This window comes from Sutterella megalosphaeroides (genome assembly GCF_003609995.1).
GTDB lineage: Bacteria > Pseudomonadota > Gammaproteobacteria > Burkholderiales > Burkholderiaceae_F > Sutterella > Sutterella megalosphaeroides.
In genome coordinates this window covers 845375-872150 of record NZ_AP018786.1, presented here as the reverse complement: position 1 = coordinate 872150, position 26776 = coordinate 845375, and the positions used below count along the sequence as shown (strand labels likewise).

Sequence of the window (26776 nt, the reverse complement as noted above, 5' to 3'; positions counted from 1 at the left end):
ACGACGACCCCGCCCGTCGGACCCTCTCTCGAACGGAGACTTCTGACTATGCCTCACGTTGTTTGCGAAGCCTGCATCGGCTGCAAGCGTACCGACTGCGTTGACGTCTGCCCGGTGGACTGCTTCCGCGAAGGTCCGAACTTCCTCGTGATCGACCCCGACGAATGCATCGACTGCGCCGTGTGCATTCCCGAATGCCCCGAAGCTGCGATCTATGCCGAAGAAGACGTCCCCGAGGACCAGCGCGAATTCATCGCGCTCAACGCCGAGCTCGCGCGCGAATGGCCCTCCATCACGCATCGCAAGCCCTACGCGGACGACGCCGACGAATGGCGCGGCGTGCCGAACAAGATCCGCTTCCTGAAGCGCTGATCGCGCGGCGTCAAACATCCGACACGCAACGACCGGCCTCCGCCCGCAGCGGGGGCCGTTCTTTTTGAGTAGATCCGACGGCGCTTCGGGCGCGCCCCCCGAGCGTGGTAGCATTTCCCGAATCCATCGGTTGCGCCGCGACGCTCGGAGCCAATGAGAGCCTGCGGGCCTTCGTGCCTGCGCCCTCCGAGAAGCGACTTTTCGCGCCGACACCGAATCACGACTTTTGGAATCGTCATGCAGACCATCACGCTTACGTCGAAACGCCGGGCCGCTCCGAACCTCTTCGTGCTCGAATTCACGCGCCCCGAAGGCTGGTCCTTCGAAGCGGGCCAGTTCGCCCGCATCGGTCTTCCCGTCGAAGGAGCCGATCCCCTCATGCGCGCTTATTCCGTCGCGTCCGCTCCGGAAGAAAACGTTCTTCGCTTTCTCGTAACGCGCGTCGAGGGAGGCGCCCTCTCCCCGCGCCTTACCGATCTGGAGCCGGGCGAAACCGCGCTCCTTGACGGCGCCGCCGAAGGGAACCTTTTGCCCCGCCGCATCCCCGGGGGCGAAACCCTCTGGTTCTTCGCGACGGGCTCGGGCCTTTCGCCCTTCCTCTCGATGCTCCGCTCGAAGTCCCTGTGGGAAGACCGCAAGGACGTGGTGCTCGTTCTGAGCGTACGCAATTTCGAAGACGCCGCCGTCGCGCGCGAACTCGTCGATACGGCGTTCCCGGGCGAATTCACGCTCGTCGTTTCCACGACCCGCGAAGAAGAAGACGGTCGCCGCGGCGACCTTTCGGGCCGCATTCCCGCGCTCCTCGAATCGGGCGAACTCGAAGCGCACGTCGGAAAGCGCATCACGCCCGAAGCGTCGCGCGTTCTTCTCTGCGGCAACCCCGACTTCATCACGGCCACGCGTGCGGTCTTCAAGGCGCGCGGCATCGTCTCGCCCCGCTTCGGGAAGCCCGGGCAGCTCGTCGCGGAAAATTTCTGGTAATCGATCGATGACGCACTTCAATTCCAACCCCAACCGCGCTTCGGCCGAAGCCGTCGACCGTGCGCTTCCTCAAACCCAGTGCCGTCAGTGCGGCTTCGACGGGTGCGCAGCCTACGCCGAGGCGATTGCCGAGGGGCTTGCTCCCATCAACCGCTGCGCCCCCGGGGGCGCGCGCGGGATCGCGAAGCTCGCCCGCGTGACGGGTGCGCCCGTCGTCGACCTCGACCCCGAGTACGGTCACGAGGTTCCCTTCGCGACGGCCCGCATCCGCGCGGCCGAGTGCATCGGCTGCGGCTGGTGCGTGAAGGTCTGCCCGACCGATTCGATTGCGGGGGCTCCCAAGCGCCTCCACGCCGTGATCGAATCGCGCTGCACGGGCTGCGCCCTCTGTGCGCCCGCCTGTCCGATGGACTGCATCGACTACGTCGAAACCGGGACCGAGTGGACGGACGAGGACGCCGACCGGGCGCGCGAACACTACGAAGAGGCCTGGGCACGGGGCGTGCGTCGCGCGGCCGAAGAGAAGTCCCGCCTCGAAGCGCGCCGCCCGGCGGCTGCCGCTCAAGGCGGCGCCCCCTCCGGCCTCATCGCCGACATCATGGCGCGCGTACGCGCCTCGAAATAAGGAGCTGCCATGGTCCGCAAAGCCGATCGCGAAGCCTTCATGGCGGCGCTTGCCGCTGCCCATCCGAATCCGAAGTCGGAACTCAACTACACGACGCCCTTCGAACTGCTCGTTGCGGTCGTGCTTTCCGCCCAGGCAACCGACAAGGGCGTGAACATCGCCACGGCGAAACTCTTTCCCATCGCGAATACCCCCGAGGCGATCGCGGCCCTCGGGGTCGAGGGCTTGACACCCTTCATCCAGACGATCGGGCTCTACCGCAACAAGGCGAAAAACGTCGTGAAGCTCTCCGAAATCCTTCGCGACGAATACGGCGGCGAGGTGCCCGAGGATTTTGAGAAGCTCGTCGCCCTCCCCGGGGTCGGGCGCAAGACGGCGAACGTCGTTCTCAACGTCGCCTTCGGACACCCGACGATTGCGGTCGACACGCACATTTTCCGCGTCTCGAACCGTACGGGCTTCGCCCGCGGAAAGACGCCCGACGAGGTAGAAGAGAAGCTCCTCAAGGCGGTGCCGAAGGCCTACCTCAAGGAAGCGCACCACTACCTGCTACTCCACGGGCGCTACTGCTGCAAGGCGCGCTCGCCCGAGTGCGAACGCTGTCCCGTCGTCGACTTTTGCAACGCACCCGAAAAGAAGGCGCGGCTCGCGGATTTTTCTCCGAAGAGCGAAAGCTGAGACGTACGGCCTGGTACGGCCGAATACGGACCGAACAAAACGGCGCGAAGGCCTCGGAAGAGCTTTCGCGCCGTTTCATTTCGGGTGTTCGACGGGCTTTGTTCGAGCTTTATTCGGACTTGTCGGGCTCCGCCGCCTTTTTCGTCGGGGGGCGGCCCGAGCGGTGCATGTCCTCGATCGCGCGGTCGGCGCCGAGTTCGCTCCAGCGCTTGATCACTTTGCTCACGGTCGAAAGCGACACGGAGAGCATCTCCGCAATGTCGACGCTGCGGTGCCCGCTGTTGCTCAGAAGGATGATGCGCGCACGCTCAACGCGACGGTCCCGGGTTGCTTCCGCATGGGCGACGCTTAGGAGCCGTTCTTTTTCTTCGGGGGTGAGCGTGGCGACGAATTTTCGAGGACGTCCGCGCATGAGGTGTCGGGTTCGGGGAAAGGTTTGAGGGAGGTATGGGGAGAGAAGAAAACGCCGGCGTGCGAAGAACATCGCACGTCGGCATTTTGCGGATCGGTCGTCGACCGTCGGGCTCCCCGATTATACGGAGAGGGAAGGGCGAGCAACCCGTCCTTCCCTCGAAGAGACCCAAGGAGCCAGTTTAACGATCGAAGGGGGCAGCGACCAAGCAAGACCTCCCTTCGATCGCCGACGGACTTACTTGGCGGCCGTCTTCTTGTCGAGGATGGCGAGAGCCTGTTCGCAGAAGGTCTTGCCTTCGTTCACGAGGGTCTTCGCATACTTCGGACCGTGGACGCCCCACGAACCGTCATCCTTGATCTTGGCGGCGTTCTTGCGGGCCTGTTCCACATAGAGCAGAACCTGAGCGCGTTCGGCATCCGAGATCTTGGCGACTTCGAGCTTGTCCTGGATCGTCAGCAGGTCGGCCGTGATCTTGGCGTAGCCTTCCTTAACGGGGGTCTGCCAAGCGATGACCTTGTTGTAGATCGTCTTCTGATCCTTGAAGCGCATGCTTTCCGGGAACTTCGACTGGATCGGGCTGTGGCAGCCCATCGATTCGACGAGGTAGCGGTCGGCAAACGCCGTGCGGCCGCAGCTCCACATCAGGTCGATGTAGGGACGACCGTCATCCTTCGTGAGGTTCCAGCCCTTCGGGTTGGTGAGCTTGCGGTCCTTGGCGCCGGCAGGCGGATTGATCGACTTCTTTTCCGGGTCGACGAGAATACGCCACATATGGCTGCGGCGGACGTTGTCGAAGCCGGCGAGGTCCGGACGCTGGATCGCGGCGAAGTTTTCGCACGAACCCATCATCGGCATATGGCACGATTCGCAGCTGTTGCGGCTGTGGGTGCCCCCCTGAGCGAAGAATTCGGCAGCCGTCGTATGGCAATCCTGGCACTGCTTCTTCAGGTTCGGGACGGTGTAGTGCGAAGCCCAGTCGTTCGAGGTCACTTCATGCGGGTCGTGGCAGGTCGTGCAACGCATGCCCTTCTGATAGTGCTTCGTGTAGTGGGACTGCGAACCTTCGGTACCGCAAGCCGGGCAGAAACTCTTGAAGTAGCTGTTGAACGGGGTCTTGAAGTTGTTCTTGGCGTCGTCCTGGTTGTAGACGAAGCGCTGGTGGCAACGTTCGCAATCGGACGGCATGCCCGCACCGCGAGCACCGTAAAGGTGAGCGCCGGCGCCGTGGCATTCTTCACACGAAACGCCCTTGGCGATCGTGTGCGAGCGCAACTTCTTGGCATCGCCCAAAGCGGCGAAGAGTTCGTCCTGGCTCTTGAAGTCGAACTTCCACGTATGGCAGATTTCGCAGTAGGACGAGCCCGGCTGGAACATGGCCTGCGTGCGGTTCGACGAACCGTAGGAGTTGAAGCCCCAGACGTTGGAGGACTGGGCGCCGAAGTCTTCGAGCTTCACAGGGAAGGTCGGATCCCAGGCGTTGATCTTCTTGGCAACTTCCGGAGTGATGTGTTCGGCCCAGTTGCGGGAGAACTGGTTGCCGCCCGCAACGATCTTGCCGGTGCCCTGGCTGATGTTGCCGCCTTCGACGTGGTACGTACCGCGAACGAGCCACTTGTCGACGAAGCCGTACTTCGTGCGGGGCGTGCCCATGATGACGAAGACGTCATCGGCTTCAATGCCTTCCGGCAGGACGGAGGCCTTCGAATTGTAAAGGGGCTTCTTCATGTCGCCGCCGACTTCCGTGAGTTCTTCAGGGAAGCGGACGATCTTGTTGTGGCGGGAGCGTTCCCACTTTTCGTACTGAGCCGGGTGGCATTCGCCGCACTTCTTCGGACCGACGTAGTTGTTCGGAAGGTCGAGGAAGGATTCGTACGGCAGACGATAGGTCACGGCAGCCTTGCGGCCCGTGTCCTGGTGGTACTTGTCGCCGCCCCCGAATTCAACCCACTCTTCGTTGCGGTCGGACATCGTGAACTTACCGACGACACGACCTTCTTTGAGGTACTTGAAATAGGGGTGGTTGGCCTTGAGGTAGTCCCAGAAGGCTTTGTCCTGAGCGACATAGCCGTCGAGGGTGCGCGGAAGGTCGACCTTGTTCTCGGCAGCCACGGCATTGGTCGCCATCACGGCGAGGAGCGCGGCGGAAAGCGAGAGGAGCTTGGTGTTTTGCATTTGGTACTCCTTGGTTGGTCTCTTTTCCTGGTTTGGGAAAGTCTCGAGGTTTCCCGAGACAGGCTCAACTATGCACCGTTTCGGGCCGATGCACAAACAGCCGAAAAGTTCGCGGAAAAATTCCCCGAAGGCACCCCCGACCCCCGTCCGCCGACCGCCGATTTCCTACCGCATACCATCTTGTTCGGTCGGATCAATCGAAATTTTCGCCGAACGGCACGTGAACAAAAACTGATCTTAATGTTTATTCTGAAAATTAAGATTCACGTAATCCGACCGATTCTACAGAAAACCCGAACCACACTAAAATTCGTTCGTTTATTTCGAACAACCCCCTTCATCCGACCGATCGGACGGCCCGTACGTATACACCTCCTGCGAAAGGACTAGTCCCCGCGACCTACTGGTGTTCATCCCTAGAAAATCTTTTGTTGCCCTTCAGCCACAAGTCAGAATCGGCGACGCGGGGCGGGCCGCGCACGGACCGAAAAACCTCCGTCGCCGGCTTGAAATCGCAGGGCGAGTAAGGAAAAGCGCCTTCGGGCGGTTTTGTCCGAAGGCGCTTGATCGAAGGTGCTTGAGGTGCGGCGCTTAAGGTTCGTTTTAAGCGGAGCGCCCTTTGCGGTAATGGAGGGTTTCGAGTTTCAGTCCCTCCAAAACGTCGGGTCGGCGGCGAAGCTTCCCGCCCGGATTGACGGGGAGGGCCTTCACCCAGGCGATACGGCGCGGGGACTTGTAGGCGGCAAGCCGCCCCGAGAGTCCGTCGACGATCGCTTCCGGAGCGAGCGGCTCCTTTTCGGGAACGAGGAGCGCCGTCACGACCGCACCCCACACGTCGTCGGGGAGGCCCGTTACGAGCGCCTCGCGGATGCCCGGAAGGCTTTCCAAAGCCGCCTCGACTTCGAGGGGATAGACGTTGTTGCCGCCCGAAAGAATGAGGTCCGAGCGGCGCGCTTCGACGTGCAAGTACCCCGCCTCGTCGAAGTACCCGATGTCGCCCGTATCGTGCCAGGCTTCGGGGTCAAGCGGCGTCTCGCCCCAGTACCCGGTCATCCGCATGGGACCGCGCACGAGAATGTGCCCGTTTTCGACGCGCACTTCCGCAAACGCATTGACGCGCCCGCTCCCGACGACGCCCGAATAGCGTTCGGCGTACGGGGTCGTCGTCACGTTGCTTGCCGTTTCCGTCATGCCGTAGGTGGCGATGACGGGCCAGGCCGCGTCGCGCGCCCGAGCGAGCCACGCGTCGCTCGCGGACGCCCCTCCGAGAAGGAGCGCGCGCAGGGTCGCGGGAGCTTTGCATCCGGGGAAGGTCTTGAGGATCTGCACGAGCATCGTCGGCACGATCGAGGCGAGCGTCACCCCCATCGATTCGACTTCGCGCAGAAATCCTTCGGGCGAAAAGTGTCCGCCCAACGCAACGGCGGAGCGCGCCCTTAGGGAGCGCGTGAGAATCGAAAAGCCCCCGATGCGCGCGGGCGAAATGGAGAGAAGCCACACGTCGCCCGGCGCAAGGCCGATGTTCGCCTCCGACGATCGGGCGCTCTCGGCGAGCGCCCGACGCGTGAGGACGGCGGGCTTGGCGCGGCCCGTCGTTCCCGACGTAAAGACGACGACCGCCGCCCCTTCGGGCAGGGGATCGCGCTTCGCGGCGATTTCGTCGCGCTGAGCCTGTTGTTCGTGCTCGGTCAACCCCGGGTGCAGAAGCACCACGGGGATTTCGAGTTCGAGGCACGCGAGGATTTCAACGATCGACACGAGGTCGTTGCGCGCGACAAGGACGTGCGGGCGTCCGGGCGCGGAGCGCTCGAACGTTGCGATGCGGTCCGCAACGAGGCGGGCGACCTCCGCGTACGTGAGGTCCCCCTCGGGCGTACGCACGAAGAGGGCGGCGCCCTGCTCGCGCGCGGCCTCGAAGACGGAGAAATCCCGACGGAGTTCCTCGACGGTCAAGTCGGACATGATCGACTCAGGGGAGACGCTTGAACTTCGTGAAGTCGGGGCGACGCTTTTCAAGGAAAGCGTTCTTCCCTTCGCGGCCTTCGTCCGTCATGTAGTAAAGGAGCGTGGCGTTGCCCGCGAGCTCCTGAAGGCCCGCCTGACCGTCGCAGTCGGCGTTGAGCGCCGCCTTGAGGCAGCGGATCGCCAAGGGCGAATTCGCGAGAATTTCGCGGCACCACTGCACCGTTTCGGCTTCGAGCTCTTCGTAGGGGACGACGCGGTTCACGAGACCCATTTCAAGGGCTTCCTTCGCGTCGTAGAAGCGGCAGAGGAACCAGATTTCGCGGGCCTTCTTCTGACCGACGATGCGCGCCATGTAGGAAGCGCCCCAACCGCCGTCGAACGACCCGACGCGCGGACCCGTCTGACCGAAGCGGGCGTTTTCCGCGGCGATCGTGAGGTCGCACATCATGTGAAGGACGTGCCCGCCCCCGACGCACCAGCCCGCGACCATGGCGATGACGGGCTTCGGGCACGTGCGGATCTGACGCTGGAAGTCAAGGACGTTCAGGCGGGGCACGCCGTCCGAGCCCACGTAGCCGCCCGTGCCGCGCACCTTCTGGTCGCCCCCGGAGCAAAATGCGAGTTCGCCCGCGCCCGTGAGGATCACGACGCCGATTTCATCGTCGTCGCGCGCATCGGCGAGGGCCGATTCCATTTCGCGCACCGTGAGCGGACGGAAGGCGTTGCGCACTTCCGGACGATTGATCGTGATCTTGGCGATCCCTTCGGCCTTTTCGTAAAGGATGTCGGTGTAGTCGCCCGCCTTCTTCCATTCGGGAATGCGCGGGAGGTGCGACGTATCGAGCATGGGTTGCATGGTGGATCCTTGTAGAAGTTTCAAGAAGAGAACGGAATCATACGACGCAACGACGACGAGCGACGCCCCGACGGAAAAATCGGACGGCGTCGCTCGTGCGAAAAGCGTTAACAAACGTCAGATCGGACCCGCCGATCGGATTTTTGTCAGGTGCGCTCGGCGCGAATCGTCTTCACGAGCTTTTCCCACTTGGGCGCTTCGGAAGCGATGAAGTCGCGGAACGCTTCGGGCGTGCCCGGACGGACGTCGGCGCCGCGGGCGGCGAGTCGACGGCGCAGCTCCTCGTCGGAGAGCGCTTCGACGAGCGCGCGGTTCCAGTCGCGAACGATCTTCTCGGGCGTCCCCTTCGGAAGCACGAACCCGTCCCAGGCCGAGAGTTCGAACCCCGGCACCCCGGCTTCGGCAAAGGTCGGAACGTCGGGCGCGCTCGGGAGGCGTTCGCGCGAGGGGGTGGCGAGCGCCGTGAGCTTCCCGGCCGCCACGTGCTGTAGGGCGTTCGGAGCGACGTCGATCATGAGGGGAATGCGACCCGAGAGGACGTCGAGCATCGCGGCGGCACCGCCCCGGTACGGGATGTGCGTGAGCTTGAGGCCCGCGCATTCGGCAAAGAAAAGACCCGCGAGGTGGCTCGTGGTGCCGTTCCCCGACGACGCAAAGTCGACCTTCCCGGGGTTCGCCTTCGCGTAGGCGATGAGGGACTTGAGGTCCGTGACGCCTTCGATCGCCTTCGGGTTCAGAACCGCCACGAGACCGATTTCGGTCGAAAGACCCACAGGAATGAGGTCGTTCGTATTGAAGCCCGTCTCGCCGTAGAGGTGCTGATTGACGCACAGAATGCCGTTCGTGACGTAGCCGAGCGTGAGGCCGTCGGGCTTTGCCTGCGTCAAAAGGCGCGTACCGACGTTCCCGCCCGCGCCGGGGCGGTTGTCGACGAGAATGCGGCTCCCCGCCTGTCGGGCGAGCACGTCGACCACGGTGCGCGCGAGCGCGTCGCCGCCCCCGCCCGCGGGGAAGGGAACGATCACGCGCGCGGTGGTGTTCTTCGCGAACGCGGGAACCGAAAAGCCGAAAGCGGAAGCCGCGGCCGCCGTCGCAGCGGCCGCAAGGAAGGTGCGTCGGGAAGTCATCGAATCTACTCCTCACCCATAAGACAATTTTCGTAAGCCCGCGGAGTATAAGGTTCGCGCCGAGCGTTTTCGGTCCTACAGATGTTGCCAAATGTGTGTTTTCGTGTAATCGAAAATTGGTTGTTTATCCGTCCCACGGAAAACAAATGCTGTATTTCGGTTGGCTAAACGAACGACCCGCGGAAAGTACGCGAAAACGACGGACTTTCCCCCGTCGAAATGCGCTCGGGCGGCCGCCCCGTTCCCGTCCCGTGTTCGAGTCGCATCCGCCACGCATCCGACGCGCCTCCGACTTGCATTCAACTCGTTTCCGTCACTCAACCGCCCTCCGCCGGAGGGGATCCGCTTTTGCAAAAACCGCCGTTTTGCAAAAGCGTTCGACGCCGAACAACATCGGCAAAGTCCGCTCAACCCCATGTTTCACGGGCGGTTCTGAGGAGAACACTCTACGGCAAAGCGCCTAACGGATACCGCATTAAATCGAAAGTTGCGCAATCTCCGCGATGTTTCGCGGACTCGGCATCGACGGACAACGTTCGGCGCCGACCGAGCTCCCTAGAATGGATTTCACCTGTTTTCTTTTCGAAAAGCGCGCTCGGACGGGCCGCGACCCCTTGAGCCCGAACGCTCGACGCCGCCCGCAGTTTCCGACGCACTTTTTCGAAGTTCCTTTGACTTCATGCACGGAGAGGCTTTTTTATGACGACCTGCAAGACCTGTTGTTCCTCCACGCCCGTGCCGCACTTCAGCAAGGCGGGCACTCCCAAAGGCGACTCTTTCATTCAGCAGATTCTTGCACTCGCCGCACGCCCCGACGTCATCAGCTTCGGAGGCGGCCTTCCCTCCCCCGAAGGCTTTCCGCTTGCCGAAGTGAAGGCCGCGGCCGACTACGTGATCGACACGGACGGTAAGCGCGCTCTGCAGTATTCGAGCCTCAAGGGCGACCCCGCGCTTCGCGCGATCATCGCCGAGCGCGAAACCGCGCGCGGCTGCCCCACGACCGCCGACGACGTTCAGATCGTTTCGGGCTCGCAGCAGGCGCTCGACCTGATGGCGCGTCTTTTCATCGATCCGGGCTCGAAGATCCTTGTCGAAAGCCCGACCTACCTCGGCGCCCTGCAGGCCTTCATGCTCTGCGGACCCGAGTGCGTTGAGATCCCGACCGACGCCTTCGGCATGAACCCCGACCTCATGGGCGAAGAGTGCCGCGGCGCGCGCTTTGCGTACGTGATGCCCACATTCCAGAACCCGACGGGTCTCACGATCTCGGTCGAACGACGCAAGAAGCTCGCCGAAAAGGCCCGCGAGTACGACTTCTGGCTCGTCGAAGACAACCCCTACGGGGAGCTCTACTACGGGGACGAACCGCCCGCTTCGATGCGCGCCTTCTGCCCCGAACGCACGATCACGCTCGGCACGATGAGCAAGGTGCTCGCGCCGGGGTTCCGTCTCGGCTACATCATCGCACCGAAATCGGTCCTCGACGCCGCCGCGGAAATGAAGCAGGCGATGGACCTTCATACCGCGACCTACACGCAGCTCGTCACGGCGCGCGTCCTCTCGCAGGGGCTCTTCGAAGAACACCTCCCGAAGGTGCGCGACATCTACCGCAGCCAGGCGAAGGTGATGCTCGACGCGCTCGACGAATACATGCCGAAGCACCCCGAAATCACCTGGACGCGCCCCGAAGGCGGCATGTTCATCTGGCTCACCTTCCCGAAGGGGGTCGACGCCTCGGAGGTGATGAAAAAGACCCTCGCCTCCGACGTTCCGGTCGGGTTCGTGCCGGGCGAAGCCTTCTATGCGAACAACCCCAAGGACCACGTCAACACGTGCCGCTTCTCCTTCGTCACGGTCCCGGCCGAAAAGATCGTGGCGGGCGTGAAGTCCGTCGCGGAAGCACTCAAGACCTTCCTCTGACGCACCCGCTCCCGGAAGAGACTTCCCTTTGAAGCTCTTTCCCGCCTTTGAAAGGCACCCAAAGCCCCGCACCTCGCATGCGGGGCTTTTTCGTTTCCGACCGTCCGATCGGGCCGCTCGGCGCGTTCGGTTTGTGTTTTCGGAACGGGTCGTTCCATTTCGCAAAAAAATTCTGCCGTTTGATCCTATTGGCGCGATAGACCTCTCTTTCTTACACTTTTTTCCATCGCGCCGCCTCCTTCGGACCGTTTATCGGAGGCGGCGCGCCCCACCAACCGGAGGAGATTTCCCCATGCACATGCTTAAACTCGCACCCTGCGCGCTCGCGCTCGGTCTCGCTTTCGGCACCGCCTTCGCTTCGGGCGGCGCTTCGGGTCCCGTCGTTCAGATGGAAGCTCAGGGAAGCATCGGCGAAGTTGTCGTCAACCCCTACAACATCGCTCCGCTCACGGCCGTCATCCGCAACGGCGGCTACGTGATCGAAGACGCCACGGTGCGTGTGGTGCCGAAAAAGGGCGGCCAGGAAATCGCCTACAAGGTGAACAACGCGGAACTCAAGACCCACGCCGGCATCCCCGTCTTCGGTCTCTACGCCGACTACGAAAACACGGTCGAGGTGAGCTACAACCGCCTCTTTAACGGCAAGAAAGAAGCCGTCAAGGAAACCTACAAGATCCGCACGGCCCCCGTATACATGGAGATGAACGGGAGCGTCAACACGAAGGGCGTGATGTTCGACACGGAAGTCAAGCACGTCGACGCCAAGTACGCCGACCGCCTCTACCTCGTCAACAACCTCGTTCCGAAGCCCCCGAAGGCCGCGCGCGCCGTTTGGAACAACCCCGCGGGCGGCGCGCTCGAATGGGCGTACGGGCCCGCCAACGGCATCATCGACACGAAGGGCGAAGTGCGTTGGTACCTGCTCCCGAACCTCGAAATGTACGATCCGGAGTCGATCTACAAGTCGGGCATCATGATGGGCTTCCAGCAGGGCACGGACGGCCTTCTCACCTGGGGCTACGGCCAGCGCTACGTCAAGTACGACCTCCTCGGGCGCGAAGTCTACAACCGTCGTCTGCCCTCCAACTATTCCGACTTCTCGCACGCGCTCGACCGCGCGCAGAACGGTCACTACTTCCTGCGCGTTGCGTCCGCCGACCTGCGTCGCGCCGACGGGAAGCGCGTCCATACGGTGCGCGACGTGATTGCCGAAGTCGATGAAAACGGCCGCGTCGTCGACGAATTCCGACTCTTCGACATTCTCGATCCGTACCGCGACGTCGTCATCAAGACGCTCGACCAGGGGGCCGTCTGCCTCAACATCGATGCGTCGCAGGCCGGCAAAACCCTCTCGGCCGAAGACCTCGCCAAGCAGGAAGCCTCCGACACGTTCGGCGACATCGCGGGCGTGGGGCCGGGCCGCAACTGGGCGCACGTCAACGCCGTCGACTACGACCCGAACGACGATTCGATCGTGATCTCCTCGCGCCACCAGTCGTCCGTCGTCAAGATCGGTCGCGACAAGGAAGTGAAGTGGATTCTCGCTACGCCCACGGGCTGGTCCGACAAGTACAAGGACAAGATCCTGACGCCGGTCGACAAGGACGGCAAGCCCCTCAAGTGCGAAAACAACGCCTGCGAAGGCGGCTTCGACTGGACGTGGACGCAGCACACGGCCTGGATCGTCGACTCGAAGACGAACAAGGACGTGCTCTTCCTCACGGTCTTCGACAACGGCGACGGCCGTGCGCTGGAGCAGCCGCCTCTGCCCGACATGAAGTACTCGCGCGCCGTGGTCTACAAGATCGACCAGAAGAAGATGACGGTCGAACAGATCTGGGAATACGGCAAGGAACGCGGCAACGACTGGTACAGCCCCGTCACGTCGCTCACGAAGTACATGGACGACAAGGACTCCGTCATGGTCTACTCGGCCACGGCCGGCATGGGTGCCGCTCCCTCGAAGGACGCGACGGGCAAAGCCAAGGCGGCAAGCGCCCATCCGTACATTCTCGAATTCGACTGGGGGAAGACGACGCCCGCGGTTGAAATCAAGATCAACGACGCCATGGGCTATCAGGCGATGCCGATCTCGGTCGACAAGGCCTTCAATTACCAAGTGAAGTAATCCGGAATTCCGGAAGTCGAAAAACGCGTGCCCGGGAGAGAAATCTTCCGGGCACGTTCTTTTGGTTCGTTGAGATTGTTGAGTTGATCCGAACGCGCGTTACGCGCGGCCCTTTCGGGACGTGTTCGGGAAGAAGTACCGCAACTGCTCGGGCGCTTCGGGGCGCCCCAGGAACGAGCCCGCGACGAACGCGAGCACCGACACGACGAAGGCGGGCACGATCGGGTGCCAGCCCGCAAGGTCGGGCTTCCAAACAAGTAGCACCCCGTAAAAGCCCACGCCCGAGATCGCCCCCGCGAGCGCCCCCGCGCTGTTGGCTCGCCGCCAGAAGAGTCCCGCCGCAAGCGGCAGAAGGAACGTGAGCTCCAGCCCCGCAAAGGCCGCGAGGTTGATCCAGGCGATCAGATCGGGGGGATCGATGGCAAAGAGCGTTGCCGCAAGCCCCAGAAGAAGGGTCGTTCCTTTGGCCGCAAAGCGCAGACGCTTCTCCTTTCCGGGCGCCGCCCACTCGGGGCGGGCGTTAAGGAGAAGGTCCTTCACGACCGCCGAAGAAGCGGCAATGAGAAGCGACGAGACGGTCGACATCGTGGCCGCCAGCGGTCCGATCAGCGTGATCCCCGCCGCAACGGGCGACATGTGTTCGGCAATGAGGCGCGGAATCATGTGGTCGGTCGTACCGAGCGACTCGGGCGAAACGGCAAAGACCCCGCGCGCGAGCACGCCGATCAAGGTCATGCCGATCATGAGGGCGCCGCAAACGACCGTGCTCACCCACATCGCGCGATGGAGGTCTTCGGTCGAGCGGTAGCTCATGCAGCGAACGGCCGACTGCGGCAAACCCGCCGTGCCGAAGCCGACGAGCACCCAAGCCGAAAGCAAAAGCGACAGAGGAAGCGCCCCGCCCGCATCGAATGAAAGATAGGCCTCAGCATTGGGCGCAGCCGCTGCAGCCGCCCGCATCGCTTCCGCAAAACCGCCCGCTTCCGAAACGATGTCGCCCGCCAGGAGCACCATCCCGAGCACCATCAGCAGGGCGCAAAGCGCGTCCGTCACCGCAACCGCGCGAAAGCCCCCGAAGGTCGTATAGAAAACCGTGAGAAGCCCGAAAAGGAGAAGCCCCTGCGTGGTCGACCCTCCCGTCACTTCGGCAAAGATCGCCGCACCGCCCGCGAACTGCCCCACCATCATCGTCGTGAAAAAGACGAGCATCGAGAGGGCGGCCAAGGTCGCGAAGACGGGGCTTCGGAAGCGGGCGCGCAAAAGGTCCACCACCGTCACGGCGCCCACGGCACGCGAGACGAGCGCCATCTTTTTCCCGAGCAACCCCAGGATGAAAAACCCCGCGATGATCTGCGGGGCGGCGAACACGACCCAACCGAGGCCGAGATTCCAGGCGATCCCCGGGCCCGAAACGAACGAACTCACCGACCCGTAGGTGGCCGTGAGCGTCATCGCGAGAACGACGCCCTGAAGGCTGCGGCTTCCGAGGAAGTACTCGCGGGAGAAGCCCGCGCCGCCCCCGGTCTCTTCCAGGGGAAGGCTTCGACGACGTTCGGTCCAAAGCGAAAGGGCGGCCAAGACCGCAAAAAAGAGAAGAACGGGCGCAAGAATCATGGGCGTCTCGACGGGTTACGAGCGAAGAGCGGATTCGGACGACGTGCGGGAAGGCTTTTCGGGCGTCGAATCGGGCGTCAGGTCGAGCGAGAAATTCCGAAAGACCCGACGAACGAGCCACACCACCCCCGCAATCGACGCGAGGTAGCCGCCCGGAACCGCCCACCAGAACCATAAGGGGAACCCCCCGCTCGTCCCCGGCACGTCGTGGAGGAGCCCGATCGCACCCCAGAAAAAGAGGGCGATCAGGACCGCCACGACGAGGGTCGCCGCCGCTTCGCGGTGCGTCGCGCGCAGCGCCTCGTCGTAGTCGACGATCGGAGCGTCGGCCGGCTTTTCGCTTTCCGAACTCATCGCGTTACCAGTGCTTTTCCCGTTCGCGCACGGGGATCCCCGCTTCGCGCATCGTGCGCCGCAGGAGGACGAGGTCCTCCCAGGCCTTCGCCTTTTCGCCGGGCGAGCGCAAGAGGTACGAGGGGTGGTAGCTCACGACGCACTTCACCTTGCGGCCGTCCGAGAGTTCCGCTTCGTGCACGACGCCGCGCAGGCGCGAAATCGCTGCCGCCCGGTCTTTGAGCACCGTCTGCACCGCAAAGCGCCCCATCAGGAAGAGAACGTCGGGTTTCAGAATCTCCAACTGGCGCTCGAGGTAGTGACTGCAGCAGGCCGTCTCGGCGGGCTCGGGATTGCGGTTCTGGGGCGGACGGCACTTCAAGGCGTTCAAAATGACGATGTCGTCTTTCCGTCGCACGGCGATCGCATCGAGCATCGCGGTAAGCAACTTCCCCGACTTCCCGACGAACGGAATCCCCTGGAGGTCTTCTTCGGCCCCGGGGGCTTCGCCCACAAGCACCAACTTCGGACCCGGCGCCCCTTCGGCAAAGACGGGGTGCTGTCGGGTTTTCGAAATCGGACAGGCCGTGCAGTCGCGAACGAGCCCTTCAAGGGTCGCCCAGTCGGCCGTGCGGATTTTGGCCTTGGTCTCCTCGGAGAGAATCGGAATTGGCGCGGGAGCGGCTTGAGACCCTTGAGGGGCTTGCGCCTGAGGACCCGGACGGGTCGGCGCTTGGGTTTGAGCCCCCTGCGGAGCGCGGGGGCGCTGCGGGGCCGCGGCGCCCGGCGCCTGCGCGGGACGCCCGAATCGGGGCGCGGGTTGCGGCGCGGCGGGAGCGGAGGAAGCAGCGGCCGAGGGAGCCGAAGGAGCTGCGGGAGCCGCGCCCGGCTGCACCTTTTCACCGAGGAGCGCGCGGCGCGTGATCGGGTCGAAGAGCGGATCGGGCGTCGAGCGCTCGAGCCAGAGGGGACCGCAGCCGAGTGCGTCCCAGATGCGGGCGAGCCGCTCGAAGGCTTCCGGGTCGGCGTCGCCCCAACCGGGGACGTCGTCGTGGTTCTCCGTTGCGTCGGACATGAGCGCTCCCAAAATTTCGTTCGAATGAAAGGGTCCCGGGCCTCACGCGCCCGCGGACTCGGCGAGATCGAGCCGCATGAGGATCGCGTCCTCCCGACCCGATTCGGTACGGTAGTAATTCTTGCGGCGACCGACTTCCTCGAAGCCGAGCGCGTCGTAAAGCGAGCGCGCAGGCGTGTTCGAGGCGCGCACTTCCAAGTGCACGCACACGAATTTCCCCCGGGCGGACTCGATCAAGTCCGAGAGAAGCTTTCGCCCCAAGCCCCGGCGCTGCCAGGCTTTCGCGACGCCGATGATGAGAAGTTCGAGTTCGTCGAGCACGGGGTGCATCACGGCCCAACCCGCGGGGACGCCGTCGACCGTCAACACGTGCGCGTGACCGCGCACGGGGCTCCCTTCGGCAATCGAATCTTCGAAATTGCGTCGCGTCCAGGGGGTGAATTCCACTTCGGCTTCCGCCGCCGTCACCCAATCGAGATCTTCGGCCGTCATGGGCCGCACGTCGACCCGCATCAAAGCTTTTCCCCGGCCGCGCGTTCCGCCATCGTGAGCGCCACGCGGTTGCGCACATAGAAGGGCGCGGCCGCCTGAGGCTCGACCGCTTCGCCGCGACGGAACATCGCTTCGCCGAGAAGCGCGATTTCTTCGGGGGCGCTTTCGGTGCGCGGGAAGAGTTCGAGCCCTTCCGCGGCGGCGCCCTCAAACACTTCGGGGAACTGCACCGGGGCACTGCCCGCGACGAGCTTCGCACCGCCCTCGCGCGCGGCGACGGGAACGACTTCGGGCTTCAGAAGAGCGGGTTCCGCAAGGCACGTGAAGTAGCGCCCCGTCGCGGGGTCGCACACTTCGTAAAGCGCCGCGTAGCATTCGTTCATGCGGGCGTCGTTCGCAACGAGAATTCGGTCGCCCGGAGCAAGGCCCTTTTCACGGGCGGCCAGGAGCGCGACGGCTTCGAGATTCGAAACCGCGAGGACGGGGAGTTGCAACGCCCAGGCAAGGCCCTGCGCGACGCCGCACGCAACGCGCAACCCCGTGAAGCTTCCCGGTCCCGCCCCGAAGGCGACGGCCGAGAGGTTCGCCTTCCGTTCGCCCGCCTCGGCGAGCACGGCGTCGATCAGGCCCAAAACGCATTCGGCGTGACGGTTCCCGACGTGTTCGCACCGGACGGCCAAAAGCTTGCCGTCGCGAAGGAGCGCAGCGGCGCAGTCTTCCTGCGCGGTGTCGAGAGCGAGAAGAAGGGGGTTCGAAGAAGTCATGAAGGTTCCCGCAAGCGCCCGCACGAGGCGGACGCACAGCTGTCGAATTCAAAATCGGGAGCCCGCACCGGGCTCCCTCAAGGGTCCTTCATTATAGTATAGAGGGGCCCGACCGGGCTGCTCGGCAACGGTCGGCAGAGGACGGCATGCGGCGTTCGGAGTACGAAGCGAAACGAAAAGAAAAGAAAACGCCGACCGTTTTCGGGCCAGCGTCTTGCTGCATGTCGCATGCGTGTCGCAATGTGTCGCAAACGCTTACTTTTCCTCGGGCGTTCGGGCCTTCTCGATCGGCTCGGGCGCTCTCAGCGCGCGGGGGTGCGAGCGGTGTTCGGCGCCCGACAACTCCATGTGCACTTCGAGAATCTGTTCGCGCATCAGGCGACGGTCCGCCTCGTCGGCCATGCGGGAGCGCAACCGCTTCGGGCCCGACTCGGTGCATTCTTCGGTCGACTTCAGCGTGAAGCGGTGCCGCAGGGCTTCGACGTCGCGCGGGCAAAGCCGCGATTTGAGCGCTTCGCGCTCCGCGCGGTTCATCTCGCGCCAGTGCGAGGTGCGCGACACGTCGTCCAGATAGGGCCAGAGCTTCGCGCGTTCGTCGGCCGACATCTGGCTCCAGAGCCGTACGCAAGGTACGTCGCCGCCGCAGTCGGTCGCCGTCGGGGCTTTCTCGCCCGGTTTCACCAGGGCCGCGCCGAGCGGCGTCGACCATTCGTTTTCGGCGGCCGAACCGACGGAAACACAAGCGAACACGGCGGCTAAAAGTCCGGTTTTTGTGAGCTTATGCATGGGTTAAGTCTCGGTTGGTCTCGATTCGCCTCCGAATTTAACATCGAGCTTTGCGCGCGGGTAGACTCAAATTGGAAAAAACGTTACGAACTTTTTTCGGGGACCCGACCCCCGCCGGGGGCGCTTACGGCCCATTTCGTAACCGGGTGTTCGGCCCCGTTGGCAAAGGGCCGCCCGAAGAGAGACAATACGAAATAATTACCTACGGAATCCGAGGGCCTGCGGGCCCTCGGCCGACAACCACCGGCGGAAGCCGCATTTGCGTCCGGACGCGGAAGGGGCCTCTACCCTTCCGGCGCCACCCCCGACGCGGCACCGCCCCAGAGGAGCATCATGGAACGCACCCCCAAGATTCTCGTCGTTGACGACGACCCCCGACTTCGCGACCTTTTGCGCCGCTATCTCGGCGAAAACGGCTTCCAGGTGTTCGTGGCCGAAAACGCTGCGAGCATGAACCGCCTCTGGCTGCGCGAACACTTCGATGCCCTGATTCTCGACCTCATGATGCCGGGCGAAGACGGCATTGCCATTCTGAAGCGCCTGCGCGGCCAGAAGGACATGACCCCGATCATCATGCTCACGGCCCGCGGCGAAGACGTCGACCGCATTCTCGGTCTCGAACTCGGGGCGGACGACTACATCGCCAAGCCCTTCAACCCGCGCGAACTCCTCGCCCGCATCCACGCGGTGCTGCGCCGTCGTCCGGCGCCCGACGCTCCGGGCGCTCCCTCCATGGCGGACGAAGTGGTGCGATTCGGCGCGTTCGAACTCGACCTCGGCACGCGCGTGCTCACCAAAAACGGCCAGCCCGTGCCGCTCACGACGGGCGAATTCGCCGTTTTGAAGGCCTTCGCGCGTCACCCGCGCCAGCCCTTGTCGCGCGACAAGCTCATGGAAATGGCCCGCGGTCGCGAATACGAAGCCTTCGACCGGTCGCTCGACGTGCAGGTTTCGCGCCTTCGCAAGCTGATCGAACCCGATCCCTCGAAGCCCCGCTATCTGCAGACCGTTTGGGGGCTCGGCTACGTCTTCATTCCGGACGGCCAGAGCTGATACCGAACCTGTTGGGGCGCCCTTCCGACGCCCCCCGGTTTCCCGAGAAGGACGCCCGAGTCGATCGGCGTCCTTCTTTTTTTCACCGGCCTTCGGTTCTTCGGTCCGTAGGGCGTTCGTCGGACGGCCGTCTTCCGCTATGATGCTCGGTACAACACCCCGGCCTTCGGCCCGAGCCGCTCTTGCGATGCCCTCGGCCCGACGCGCCCGCTCGGCGCGCTCTCCGCGCCCCGATTCGATCGACACCTCTTCACGCCCCCTTCGGCGGGGCACCGTCGCATGTCCTGGATCGCCCAACTCAAAAACCGCCGCCCCAGTCTTTTCTGGCGCACTTTTCTGCTCCTTTGCGGCCTCCTTTTCTTCTCCGTGATCGGCTGGCTGCAGAGCTTTCGCGTGCTCTCCGAACTCCCCTACTCCCAGGGCGTGGCGCAACACCTCGTCTCGACCGTGAACATCACGAAGTACGCGCTCGTGACGGCCGACCCCTTGTATCGACTCGACCTCCTCAAGGTACTCGCCGCCCGCGAGGGCGTCCTCATCTCCCCCCGAGACGAGACCGACAAGGTGGTGCGCCTCTCGGGCGAAGGGTTCAACGGCCTCATCGATCAGCTCGTCAAAACGTCGCTCGGGCCCGAGACGATCGTCGCGACGCGCGTCAACGGCAACAACGGCCTCTGGGTCTCCTTTGACATCGACGGGGACGCCTATTGGCTCCAAACGAAGGACGACGCGCTCGATCCGCCCTACGGCACCGCCTGGCTCTGGTGGGCGTTGGCGGCGGGCCTTGCGTCGCTCTTCGGCGCAACCGCCCTCACGCGGCACGTGATTCAGCCCTTGGCGCGCCTCTCGCTCTTTGCGACGCAGTTGGGCCGGGGGCAAGACCCCGATCCCCTTCCCGAAGACGCGTCGACCGCGGAAATTCAGGCCGTCAACAGCTCCTTCAACCAGATGGTGAGCGACCTGAAGCGAATCGAAGCCGACCGAGAACTCCTTCTTGCGGGGGTCTCCCACGACCTTCGTACGCCGATCACGCGTCTGCGTCTTGAAGTGGAACTCGCGGACCTTCCCGAAGATTCCCGCAACGCCATGGTGAGCGACCTCGAACAGATGGAAAACATCGTCAATCAGTTCCTCGCCTACGCGCGTCGCTCGAACGAGGATCAGGTGATGGTGAATTTCGGCGAAGCGGTCGAAGCGGCCTTGCAGATCGCCCGCATCGAATCGGACGCGACGGTGAAGCTCGCCACCCGACTCGATCCGGAAATCTGGGTGATGGCGCATCCCTTGGAGCTTTCGCGCGCCATTCAGAATCTCGTGACGAACGCGCAGCGCTACGGCCGAAGCGAGGACGGGACGCTTTACCTCACGCTCGAATTGAAGCGCGAACCCGACGGCCGCACGGCGCTTCTCACCGTGTCGGACGAAGGGAAGGGCCTCCCCGCCGAAGAGCGCGAACGCGTCATGCGTCCTTTCGAACGAGGCGAGAGCGCCCGAAGCGGCGTGACGGGGTCGGGGCTCGGTCTTGCGATTGTCGACCGCATCGTGCGCCGCTCGGGCGGCACCGTGCAGTTGGGAGACGCCGACCCGCACGGGCTCCTTGTGCGCGTACGCTTCCCGATCGTGACGAAGGGAGCACTCAAAAAGGCGCTCAAAGAGCAGGACAAGGCCGCGCAAAAGCTCGAAGAGCGACGCTGAACAACGTTGAAGCGTCACGAAAGCTCAAGGCCCTCGAAGTGAAAAGGCGCCCGGAAGATCCGGGCGCCTTTCTTTTTCGAGTCGGCGGTGTCGGGCGAATCAAATGCGGGCCATGAGCGCCACGGCGTGCGCCATCATCCCTTCTTCGCGGCCGACCGCGTCCATCTTTTCGTTCGTCTTCGCCTTCACGTTCACGACCTCTTCCGAGACGCCGAGCGTCGCCGCGAGGCTCGCGCGGATCGCCGCCATGTGCGGACCGATCTTCGGGCGTTCGGCGACGATCGTCGCGTCGACGTTGACGATCCCCCAGCCCTTGGCGCGCGCCAGGCGCACGACTTCGGCGAGGAGCTTGCGACTGTCCGCACCCTTCCAGGCGGGGTCCGAAGGGGGAAAGTGCTGCCCGATGTCCCCGAGAGCGCTCGCCCCGAGGACGGCGTCGGTTACGGCATGCAAGAGAACATCCGCATCCGAATGGCCGTCAAGGCCCGTCGTATGCGGAATTTCGACGCCGCCCAAAATGAGCGGCCTCCCGGGAACAAGTCGGTGGGAATCGTACCCCTGACCGATGCGAAGAGGAATCACGGAAGCGTCTCCCAAAAGAAGGCCGGCGATCTTTTCGTCGCCCGGCTGTGTGACCTTGATGTTGGTCGTTCGACCCGAAACCACCTTGACGACGTGCCCGGCACGCTCCATGGCGGAGGCTTCGTCGGTGATTCCGGTGCGGTCGCCCGAAAGGGCCGCAATCAGTTCGCCCGCGCGGAAGCACTGCGGGGTGGCCGCACGCCAGAGCGCTTCGCGCGGGAGCGTTTCGACGACCCGCCGATCTTGGTCGGCGCGCTTCACGGTATCCGACATCGGGACGGCCAAAAGGCCCCCGGCTGCCTGCGGGTCCGCAAGCACCTCGTCGATCAGGTGCTCGACCTCGCTCGGGCGCACGCAGGGGCGCGCCGCATCGTGAACAAGAACGAGCGCGTCGTCGGGAAAACCCGCGGCGAGAAGCCCGTTCAAGACGGAGTCCGCCCGTTCTGCGCCGCCCGCTCGCAGTACGCGAACGCCCTCGGGGAAGTCGCGGGCCGTCTCGTCGATATAGGGATCCTCGGGACTCACGACGACGACCGTTTCCGCGACGCGCCCGACCGAAGCGATCGCGCGCACCGTGTGCACGAGCATAGGCAGGGCGCCCAATTTTAGATACTGCTTCGGACGATCGGCGCCCATGCGGCGCCCGACGCCCGCGGCACAGATGAGCGCGACGATGCGCGAGGTTTCGGCGGAAGCGGACATGACGGCGGCCCCTCGAATAAAAAAAGACGAAAAAAATCGAACGATGTCGCAAGAATAGCCAATCGAAGCGCGATGCGGGCGGGAATTTTTCCGCCCGCCGTGAGAAAATGACGATCCCTCGTGCGGCTCGTCCACGACGATCTACACGTTCGCGTCGACGACCGCCCGCTTTTCCAACCGCCAACGAACCGCAACTCGCTCTTCACGACCATGGAAGTCTTTTTCGAACGCCTCATGTACGCCGCCCGCTGGCTTCTCGCCCCGATCTACATCGGGCTCTCGGCCGCACTCCTCGCTCTGGCGATCAAATTTTTCCAGGAAGTCTTCCATATCCTGCCGCATGTTCTGGAGCTCGCGGAAGCGGACCTCATTCTCGGCATCCTTTCCCTTATTGACATGGGCCTTGTGGGAGGTCTCATCGTCACGGTGATGTTCTCGGGCTACGAAAACTTCGTCTCGGCCCTCAACATCGGAGAGCACACCGAGAAGCTCGAATGGCTCGGCAAGATGGATGCGGGCTCGCTCAAGAACAAGGTCGCCGCGTCGATCGTCGCCATTTCGTCGATTCACCTCCTGCGCGTCTTCATGGAACTTCAGACGATCCCCGATTCGAAGCTCCTCTGGTACGTCGTGATTCACCTCACGTTCGTCCTCTCGGCCGTCGTGATGGCCAAGATCGACCTCATGCACAAAGAGGCGCACTGACGCCCTCCGAGCCCGAAGCACTTCGGGCTCGCAAACTTTCGAAGGGTCGCCCGAACGCTCGGGCGGCCCTTTTTCTTCGCCGGGCCGGGTCGCTTAAGCCGCTTGAGAGCACGCCCGCCTCCATCTTTTTCGGATTAGCACGGATAAGGTATCCCTCGCGAACACGATGCTCCGAACGCCCTGCGAAGGCACCTTAAAATTTCACGTTTTTCAATGACATTGACAAAATGTCACAGGTCGTCGGAGGGGTAGTCGCACCTCATCCGACCTCATCCGTCGCATCGCTGCGGGTTGTTTTCTCGCCTCACCTTAAGGGTTTACCGCTAGACCTTTCCTCCGAGCTTCGGTATCCTCTCCCTCCGCACGTCGGCGAGCGTCCTTCCGAGGCAGATCGCCGACCGAAAACAAGCAAAAAAGCACAAACAAGCTCACTGAGCAGAACCCGTCTTCGAGAACCCGAAGGGTCCGAAGCAAGGAACAGACATCGTGAAGAACACCTCCTTCAAGATCGCTGCGGCCGCGGCTGCCGTTGCGTCCCTTTTCGCGTCCGCGGCCAATGCCGGCGGCTTCCAGCTTACCGAACAGTCCGCCCTCGGCCTCGGCCGTGCCTACGCCGGTGCGGGCGTCGACGGCTCCGACGTCTCGGGCGTCTACTACAACCCCGCGAGCATGACGCTCACCCCGGGCACCGCCGCCCAGTTGGGCTTCGTCGGCGTGGGTCTCAACCTCGACTACGCCGGCAACGACGGCACGACCGAAAACGGCCGCAAGGCGCCCGAACTCGTTCCGCACGCCTACATCTCGCACCAGGTGAACGACACGACCTGGGTGGGCTTCTCCTTCACGGTTCCCTTCGGCATGTCGACCGAATACGACCGCAACTGGGCCCACAAGGATCACGGCACGGACGCCGAAATCATGGTGTTCGACTTCAACCCGAGCGTCGCTTGGAAGGTGACGGACAAGGTTCGCCTCGGCGCGGGCGTTTCGTTCCAGTACGTCGACGCGTCGCTCGGCATGGGCGGCACGGCTCCGACGGGCACCGGCACGACGAACGTTCACGGTCAGCTCGAAGCGACGAGCACGGCCTGGGGCTGGAACGCCGGCATCCTCTTCATGCCGGTTGAAAACGTTCGCCTCGGTCTTTCCTACCGTTCGCAGATCCAGCACAAGGCCGAAGGCGATCTGACGATCGACGGTCTTGCGCCTCTCAGCGCCGACCTCGGCAACGGCCATGTGGCTCAGGTTCCGCTTAACCTCTTCAACGGTACGTACGATTCGGGCGCCGTCGTCTCGGCTCCCGCCTGGGCCATGATGAGCGCGGCCTGGGACGTCAACAGCTGGCTGAGCCTCTACGCCACGTTCCGCTGGACCGACTGGTCGAGCTTCGAATCGCTCAAGGTCGACACGTCCGCTCTTGAAGGCGCCATCCAGCATGGCATCAGCCAACTGCCTGACGAAGCGAAGCCTGGTGTCGGTGCCGTGGTCGGCCAGATGGTCGAAGGCATGAGCTACATCCGCAACAACTGGCGCGACACGTACCTCTACGCCGTGGGCGGCGACGTCCGCGTCAACTCCTTCTGGACGCTGCGCGGCGGTATCGCTTACGAAACCTCGCCCATCCAGGAACGCGAAACCCGTACGGCGATCATTCCGGACGCGGACCGCTGGTGGTTCGCCGTCGGCTCGACCTTCAACTGGACGAAGGACTTCCAGACGGACGTCGCCTTCGCGCACCTGCACGGCGTGCACGAACGCTCCCTCTACAGCAAGGAGAACGGTCAGGAGCTCGGCAAGTTCCGCAAGCTCGACGCGTTCCTTCTCGGCGTCCAGGCCCAGTACCGCTTCTAAGCGGATCGGCCGACCGGGCGGGTGCGTCCCGCCCGAGTCCGATTACCATGCAAAAACGACCTCGAAACCCGTTGCGGGCGTCGAGGTCGTTTCGTTTTTATGGCTTGAAGAGTCGATCGATTACGGCTCGTACGCTTCGAGCACTTCAACGCCGCGACGGATGTCGTCGGTGAAGATGCGATCCGACTTCACGTACGGAACCGCCTTGCGGTACGCGTCGTAGAAGACCTGCGTCTTCGTGCCGAGCGTGAGGTCCTTCGTCTTCAGATTGCGACGAAGATCGACGGCCTGGGCGGCGTGGAGCGTCTCAAGCGAATAGATCTGCATGAGATTCCGGTCGATCGAGCCGAGGCGCTTCGCGGCCTGGAGAAGATTCGTGAAGGTGTCTTCGATTTCACCCGCAACGGGCATCCCGTAAAGGCTCACGGGCTGGGCGAGCGCCATGTTGTCGACATGGAGCCCCATGAACGCTTTCTGAATGGCACCGAACGCGTGCCCCTTGTTGTCGGGGTCGGAGAGGAAGCGCGTGAGACCCGTGAAGTGGTCGTACGAAAGGTGCACGGTGCGCTGCACGCTGTAGTGCGAGAGGTGCGCCATCGCAAGGGACGTGCGCTGGAGCGCGAGCGCGACGGGCAAGGGATTGAAGTTCCCCGAGGGGATAATCGCTCCCTTCACGCCGTTTCCTTCAACAAAGTACCCCGCCACTTGAGTCGATTCGGCGCGGTACGCCTCGTCCGCGTTGAGAATGGTCGACGGGTTGTCGTCCGTGCTGTTGATTTGCACCAGAATCTGGGCGTTCAGATCGGTGAGCGCGCGACGCGCTTCGTTGAGACCGTAGACCGTCACGCGGAAGGAGAGCGGATCCTGGAGCGGGCGCGTTGCGTCCGACTTCCAGAGGTACGACCCGGTGAGCACGTCGCGCATGTCGGCGGCCGTTTCGGAGAGCCCTTCGAAGGGGCGCGTGCCGATCGTTTGCGGCAAAATCGGCGCGACGTTCCCGTTCAAGCCCTCAAGCGAAAGCCCGTAGACCGTCGGCGTCAGGCGCACGATGCGCGCCGCGTTGCGGGCGGCGTCGATCGCGTAGGCCATGGCGACGGAGTTGTTCGAGAGGATCGCCAAGGCGTCCTTTCCTTCCGGGACGAGGGGATCGATCCCCGCCTTCGAGAGCGCTTCCTTACCGGAGACGACGCGGCCGTCGACTTCCGCCTTCCATTCGCCGATCATGACGGCGCCGACGTGAGAGGCAAGCAGAATGTCGGCTTCGCCCACGGACCCTTCCGAGGGGATGAGGGGAGTGACGCCCTTGTTGAGGAGGTCGCGGTAGAGTTCCGCGACGCGCGCCTGAGCGCCCGATTTGCCGGTGAGTAGCGTATTCAAGCGAATCACCATCGAGAGGCGCGCGAGGTTCGTCGGCATCATGTCGCCCGCACCCGCGGAGTGGGAGCGAAGCGCGTTGTAGTTGAACGCGCGCGAAGCTTCGAGCACTTCGGGAGAGAGCGTTCCGTCGGCGGAAAAAAGCTTCTGGTCCTTGTTGAGACCGACGCCCACGGTGAGGCCGTAGACCGCCTGCCCCTTCGCGGCCGAGGCCATCACGAGCTTGTGCGAGTCTTCGAGCAGTCGCATGGCTTCGGGAGCGATCGCCACGTCGGCTTTGCCTTCGGCCACGGCCCAGGCGTCTTCGATCGTCAGACGAGTCCCGTCGAGCGTGACGGTGGCGGCACCCGCGGCGGTGCAGGCGGCGAGAGCGGCGGCCAAGGCCGTCGTCTTGAATGCGTTCATGGTCATATCCTTTTTCGGAGAGGAAAGCGCGGAGCGGAAACGGAAACAAAAGCGACCGCGAAAAACGGTCCACCCGCGCGTTCGGGCTTGCGAACGGCGGTCGGAC

General features: G+C 63.7%; 23 protein-coding genes. 10 read left to right on the top strand and 13 right to left on the bottom strand.

Annotation, left to right across the window (positions count from 1 at the left end):
* The first annotated feature begins 48 nt into the window (after positions 1–48).
* From fdxA to nth, 4 genes are all read left to right on the top strand, one after another.
* The gene (gene fdxA, locus S6FBBBH3_RS03905; protein WP_120176508.1) at positions 49–372 is read left to right on the top strand and encodes a ferredoxin FdxA; all 324 of its coding nucleotides are present in this window, start codon (positions 49–51) and stop codon (positions 370–372) included.
* Between the two features lie 237 nt (positions 373–609).
* A complete protein-coding gene (locus S6FBBBH3_RS03900; protein ID WP_120176507.1) occupies positions 610–1353 on the top strand; it encodes a ferredoxin--NADP reductase in 744 nt (247 codons plus the stop codon).
* 7 nt (positions 1354–1360) lie between these two features.
* A complete protein-coding gene (locus S6FBBBH3_RS03895) occupies positions 1361–1978 on the top strand; it encodes an RnfABCDGE type electron transport complex subunit B (protein ID WP_120176506.1) in 618 nt (205 codons plus the stop codon).
* A 9-nt stretch (positions 1979–1987) separates the two neighbouring features.
* Entirely contained in the window at positions 1988–2656 is a 669-nt protein-coding gene (gene nth / locus S6FBBBH3_RS03890) for an endonuclease III (protein WP_120176505.1), read from the top strand.
* A gap of 109 nt (positions 2657–2765) precedes the next feature.
* Here nth and S6FBBBH3_RS03885 read toward each other — a convergent pair whose 3' ends face one another.
* The 5 genes from S6FBBBH3_RS03885 to S6FBBBH3_RS03865 all read right to left on the bottom strand — a co-directional run bounded on the left by S6FBBBH3_RS03885 (position 2766) and on the right by S6FBBBH3_RS03865 (position 9191).
* The gene (locus S6FBBBH3_RS03885) at positions 2766–3068 is read right to left on the bottom strand and encodes a helix-turn-helix domain-containing protein (RefSeq protein WP_170143809.1); all 303 of its coding nucleotides are present in this window, start codon (positions 3066–3068) and stop codon (positions 2766–2768) included.
* Between the two features lie 237 nt (positions 3069–3305).
* Entirely contained in the window at positions 3306–5243 is a 1938-nt protein-coding gene (locus S6FBBBH3_RS03880) for a cytochrome C (protein WP_120176503.1), read from the bottom strand.
* A gap of 603 nt (positions 5244–5846) precedes the next feature.
* Positions 5847–7205 (bottom strand): AMP-binding protein, encoded by a 1359-nt coding sequence (locus S6FBBBH3_RS03875; RefSeq protein WP_120176502.1) that lies wholly within the window; start codon positions 7203–7205, stop codon positions 5847–5849.
* A gap of 7 nt (positions 7206–7212) precedes the next feature.
* Positions 7213–8064: a 1,4-dihydroxy-2-naphthoyl-CoA synthase gene (gene menB, locus S6FBBBH3_RS03870; protein ID WP_120176501.1), complete on the bottom strand. Its 852-nt coding sequence runs from the start codon at positions 8062–8064 to the stop codon at positions 7213–7215.
* A gap of 146 nt (positions 8065–8210) precedes the next feature.
* Positions 8211–9191, bottom strand: a complete 981-nt coding sequence (locus S6FBBBH3_RS03865) for a Bug family tripartite tricarboxylate transporter substrate binding protein (protein WP_120176500.1) — start codon at positions 9189–9191, stop codon at positions 8211–8213.
* Between the two features lie 699 nt (positions 9192–9890).
* On the opposite strand from S6FBBBH3_RS03865, the gene S6FBBBH3_RS03860 reads away from it, so the two are divergent.
* Together S6FBBBH3_RS03860 and S6FBBBH3_RS03855 are read left to right on the top strand one after the other, a co-directional pair.
* Positions 9891–11111 (top strand): aminotransferase-like domain-containing protein, encoded by a 1221-nt coding sequence (locus S6FBBBH3_RS03860; RefSeq protein WP_120176499.1) that lies wholly within the window; start codon positions 9891–9893, stop codon positions 11109–11111.
* A gap of 292 nt (positions 11112–11403) precedes the next feature.
* Positions 11404–13239 (top strand): aryl-sulfate sulfotransferase, encoded by a 1836-nt coding sequence (locus tag S6FBBBH3_RS03855; RefSeq protein ID WP_120176498.1) that lies wholly within the window; start codon positions 11404–11406, stop codon positions 13237–13239.
* Between the two features lie 99 nt (positions 13240–13338).
* On the opposite strand, the gene panF is transcribed toward S6FBBBH3_RS03855, so the two are convergent.
* From panF to S6FBBBH3_RS03825, 6 genes are all read right to left on the bottom strand, one after another.
* Positions 13339–14853: a sodium/pantothenate symporter gene (panF, locus tag S6FBBBH3_RS03850; RefSeq protein ID WP_120176497.1), complete on the bottom strand. Its 1515-nt coding sequence runs from the start codon at positions 14851–14853 to the stop codon at positions 13339–13341.
* A 15-nt stretch (positions 14854–14868) separates the two neighbouring features.
* Positions 14869–15207 (bottom strand): YhdT family protein, encoded by a 339-nt coding sequence (locus tag S6FBBBH3_RS03845; RefSeq protein WP_120176496.1) that lies wholly within the window; start codon positions 15205–15207, stop codon positions 14869–14871.
* 4 nt (positions 15208–15211) lie between these two features.
* Entirely contained in the window at positions 15212–16261 is a 1050-nt protein-coding gene (locus S6FBBBH3_RS03840; protein ID WP_120176495.1) for a uracil-DNA glycosylase, read from the bottom strand.
* Positions 16262–16303: 42 nt separating this feature from the next.
* The gene (gene rimI, locus S6FBBBH3_RS03835; RefSeq protein ID WP_232008829.1) at positions 16304–16753 is read right to left on the bottom strand and encodes a ribosomal protein S18-alanine N-acetyltransferase; all 450 of its coding nucleotides are present in this window, start codon (positions 16751–16753) and stop codon (positions 16304–16306) included.
* A 20-nt stretch (positions 16754–16773) separates the two neighbouring features.
* Positions 16774–17517, bottom strand: coding sequence for a tRNA (adenosine(37)-N6)-threonylcarbamoyltransferase complex dimerization subunit type 1 TsaB (tsaB, locus tag S6FBBBH3_RS03830; RefSeq protein WP_120176493.1), 744 nt, complete (start codon positions 17515–17517; stop codon positions 16774–16776).
* Between the two features lie 255 nt (positions 17518–17772).
* A complete protein-coding gene (locus tag S6FBBBH3_RS03825) occupies positions 17773–18267 on the bottom strand; it encodes a hypothetical protein (RefSeq protein ID WP_123957635.1) in 495 nt (164 codons plus the stop codon).
* Between the two features lie 369 nt (positions 18268–18636).
* Here S6FBBBH3_RS03825 and ompR point away from each other — a divergent pair, with 369 nt between their 5' ends.
* Positions 18637–19356 carry an osmolarity response regulator transcription factor OmpR gene (ompR, locus tag S6FBBBH3_RS03820; protein ID WP_120176491.1) on the top strand — a complete coding sequence of 240 codons (720 nt, stop codon included), beginning with the start codon at positions 18637–18639 and terminating at the stop codon, positions 19354–19356.
* 279 nt (positions 19357–19635) lie between these two features.
* Positions 19636–21051 carry an ATP-binding protein gene (locus S6FBBBH3_RS03815; protein ID WP_120176490.1) on the top strand — a complete coding sequence of 472 codons (1416 nt, stop codon included), beginning with the start codon at positions 19636–19638 and terminating at the stop codon, positions 21049–21051.
* Positions 21052–21150: 99 nt separating this feature from the next.
* Here the strand turns inward: S6FBBBH3_RS03815 and ispF are convergent, their stop codons facing one another.
* Positions 21151–22335 carry a 2-C-methyl-D-erythritol 2,4-cyclodiphosphate synthase gene (gene ispF, locus S6FBBBH3_RS03810; RefSeq protein WP_120176489.1) on the bottom strand — a complete coding sequence of 395 codons (1185 nt, stop codon included), beginning with the start codon at positions 22333–22335 and terminating at the stop codon, positions 21151–21153.
* 210 nt (positions 22336–22545) lie between these two features.
* Between ispF and S6FBBBH3_RS03805 the strand changes: the two genes are divergently transcribed.
* Both S6FBBBH3_RS03805 and S6FBBBH3_RS03800 read left to right on the top strand, forming a co-directional pair.
* Positions 22546–23040, top strand: a complete 495-nt coding sequence (locus S6FBBBH3_RS03805; RefSeq protein ID WP_120177812.1) for a TIGR00645 family protein — start codon at positions 22546–22548, stop codon at positions 23038–23040.
* Between the two features lie 486 nt (positions 23041–23526).
* Positions 23527–24891, top strand: coding sequence for an OmpP1/FadL family transporter (locus tag S6FBBBH3_RS03800; protein ID WP_120176488.1), 1365 nt, complete (start codon positions 23527–23529; stop codon positions 24889–24891).
* A 120-nt stretch (positions 24892–25011) separates the two neighbouring features.
* On the opposite strand, the gene S6FBBBH3_RS03795 is transcribed toward S6FBBBH3_RS03800, so the two are convergent.
* On the bottom strand, positions 25012–26670 hold the full coding sequence (locus tag S6FBBBH3_RS03795; RefSeq protein WP_120177811.1) for an HAL/PAL/TAL family ammonia-lyase: 1659 nt from the start codon (positions 26668–26670) through the stop codon (positions 25012–25014).
* Between the last annotated feature and the right edge of the window lie 106 nt (positions 26671–26776).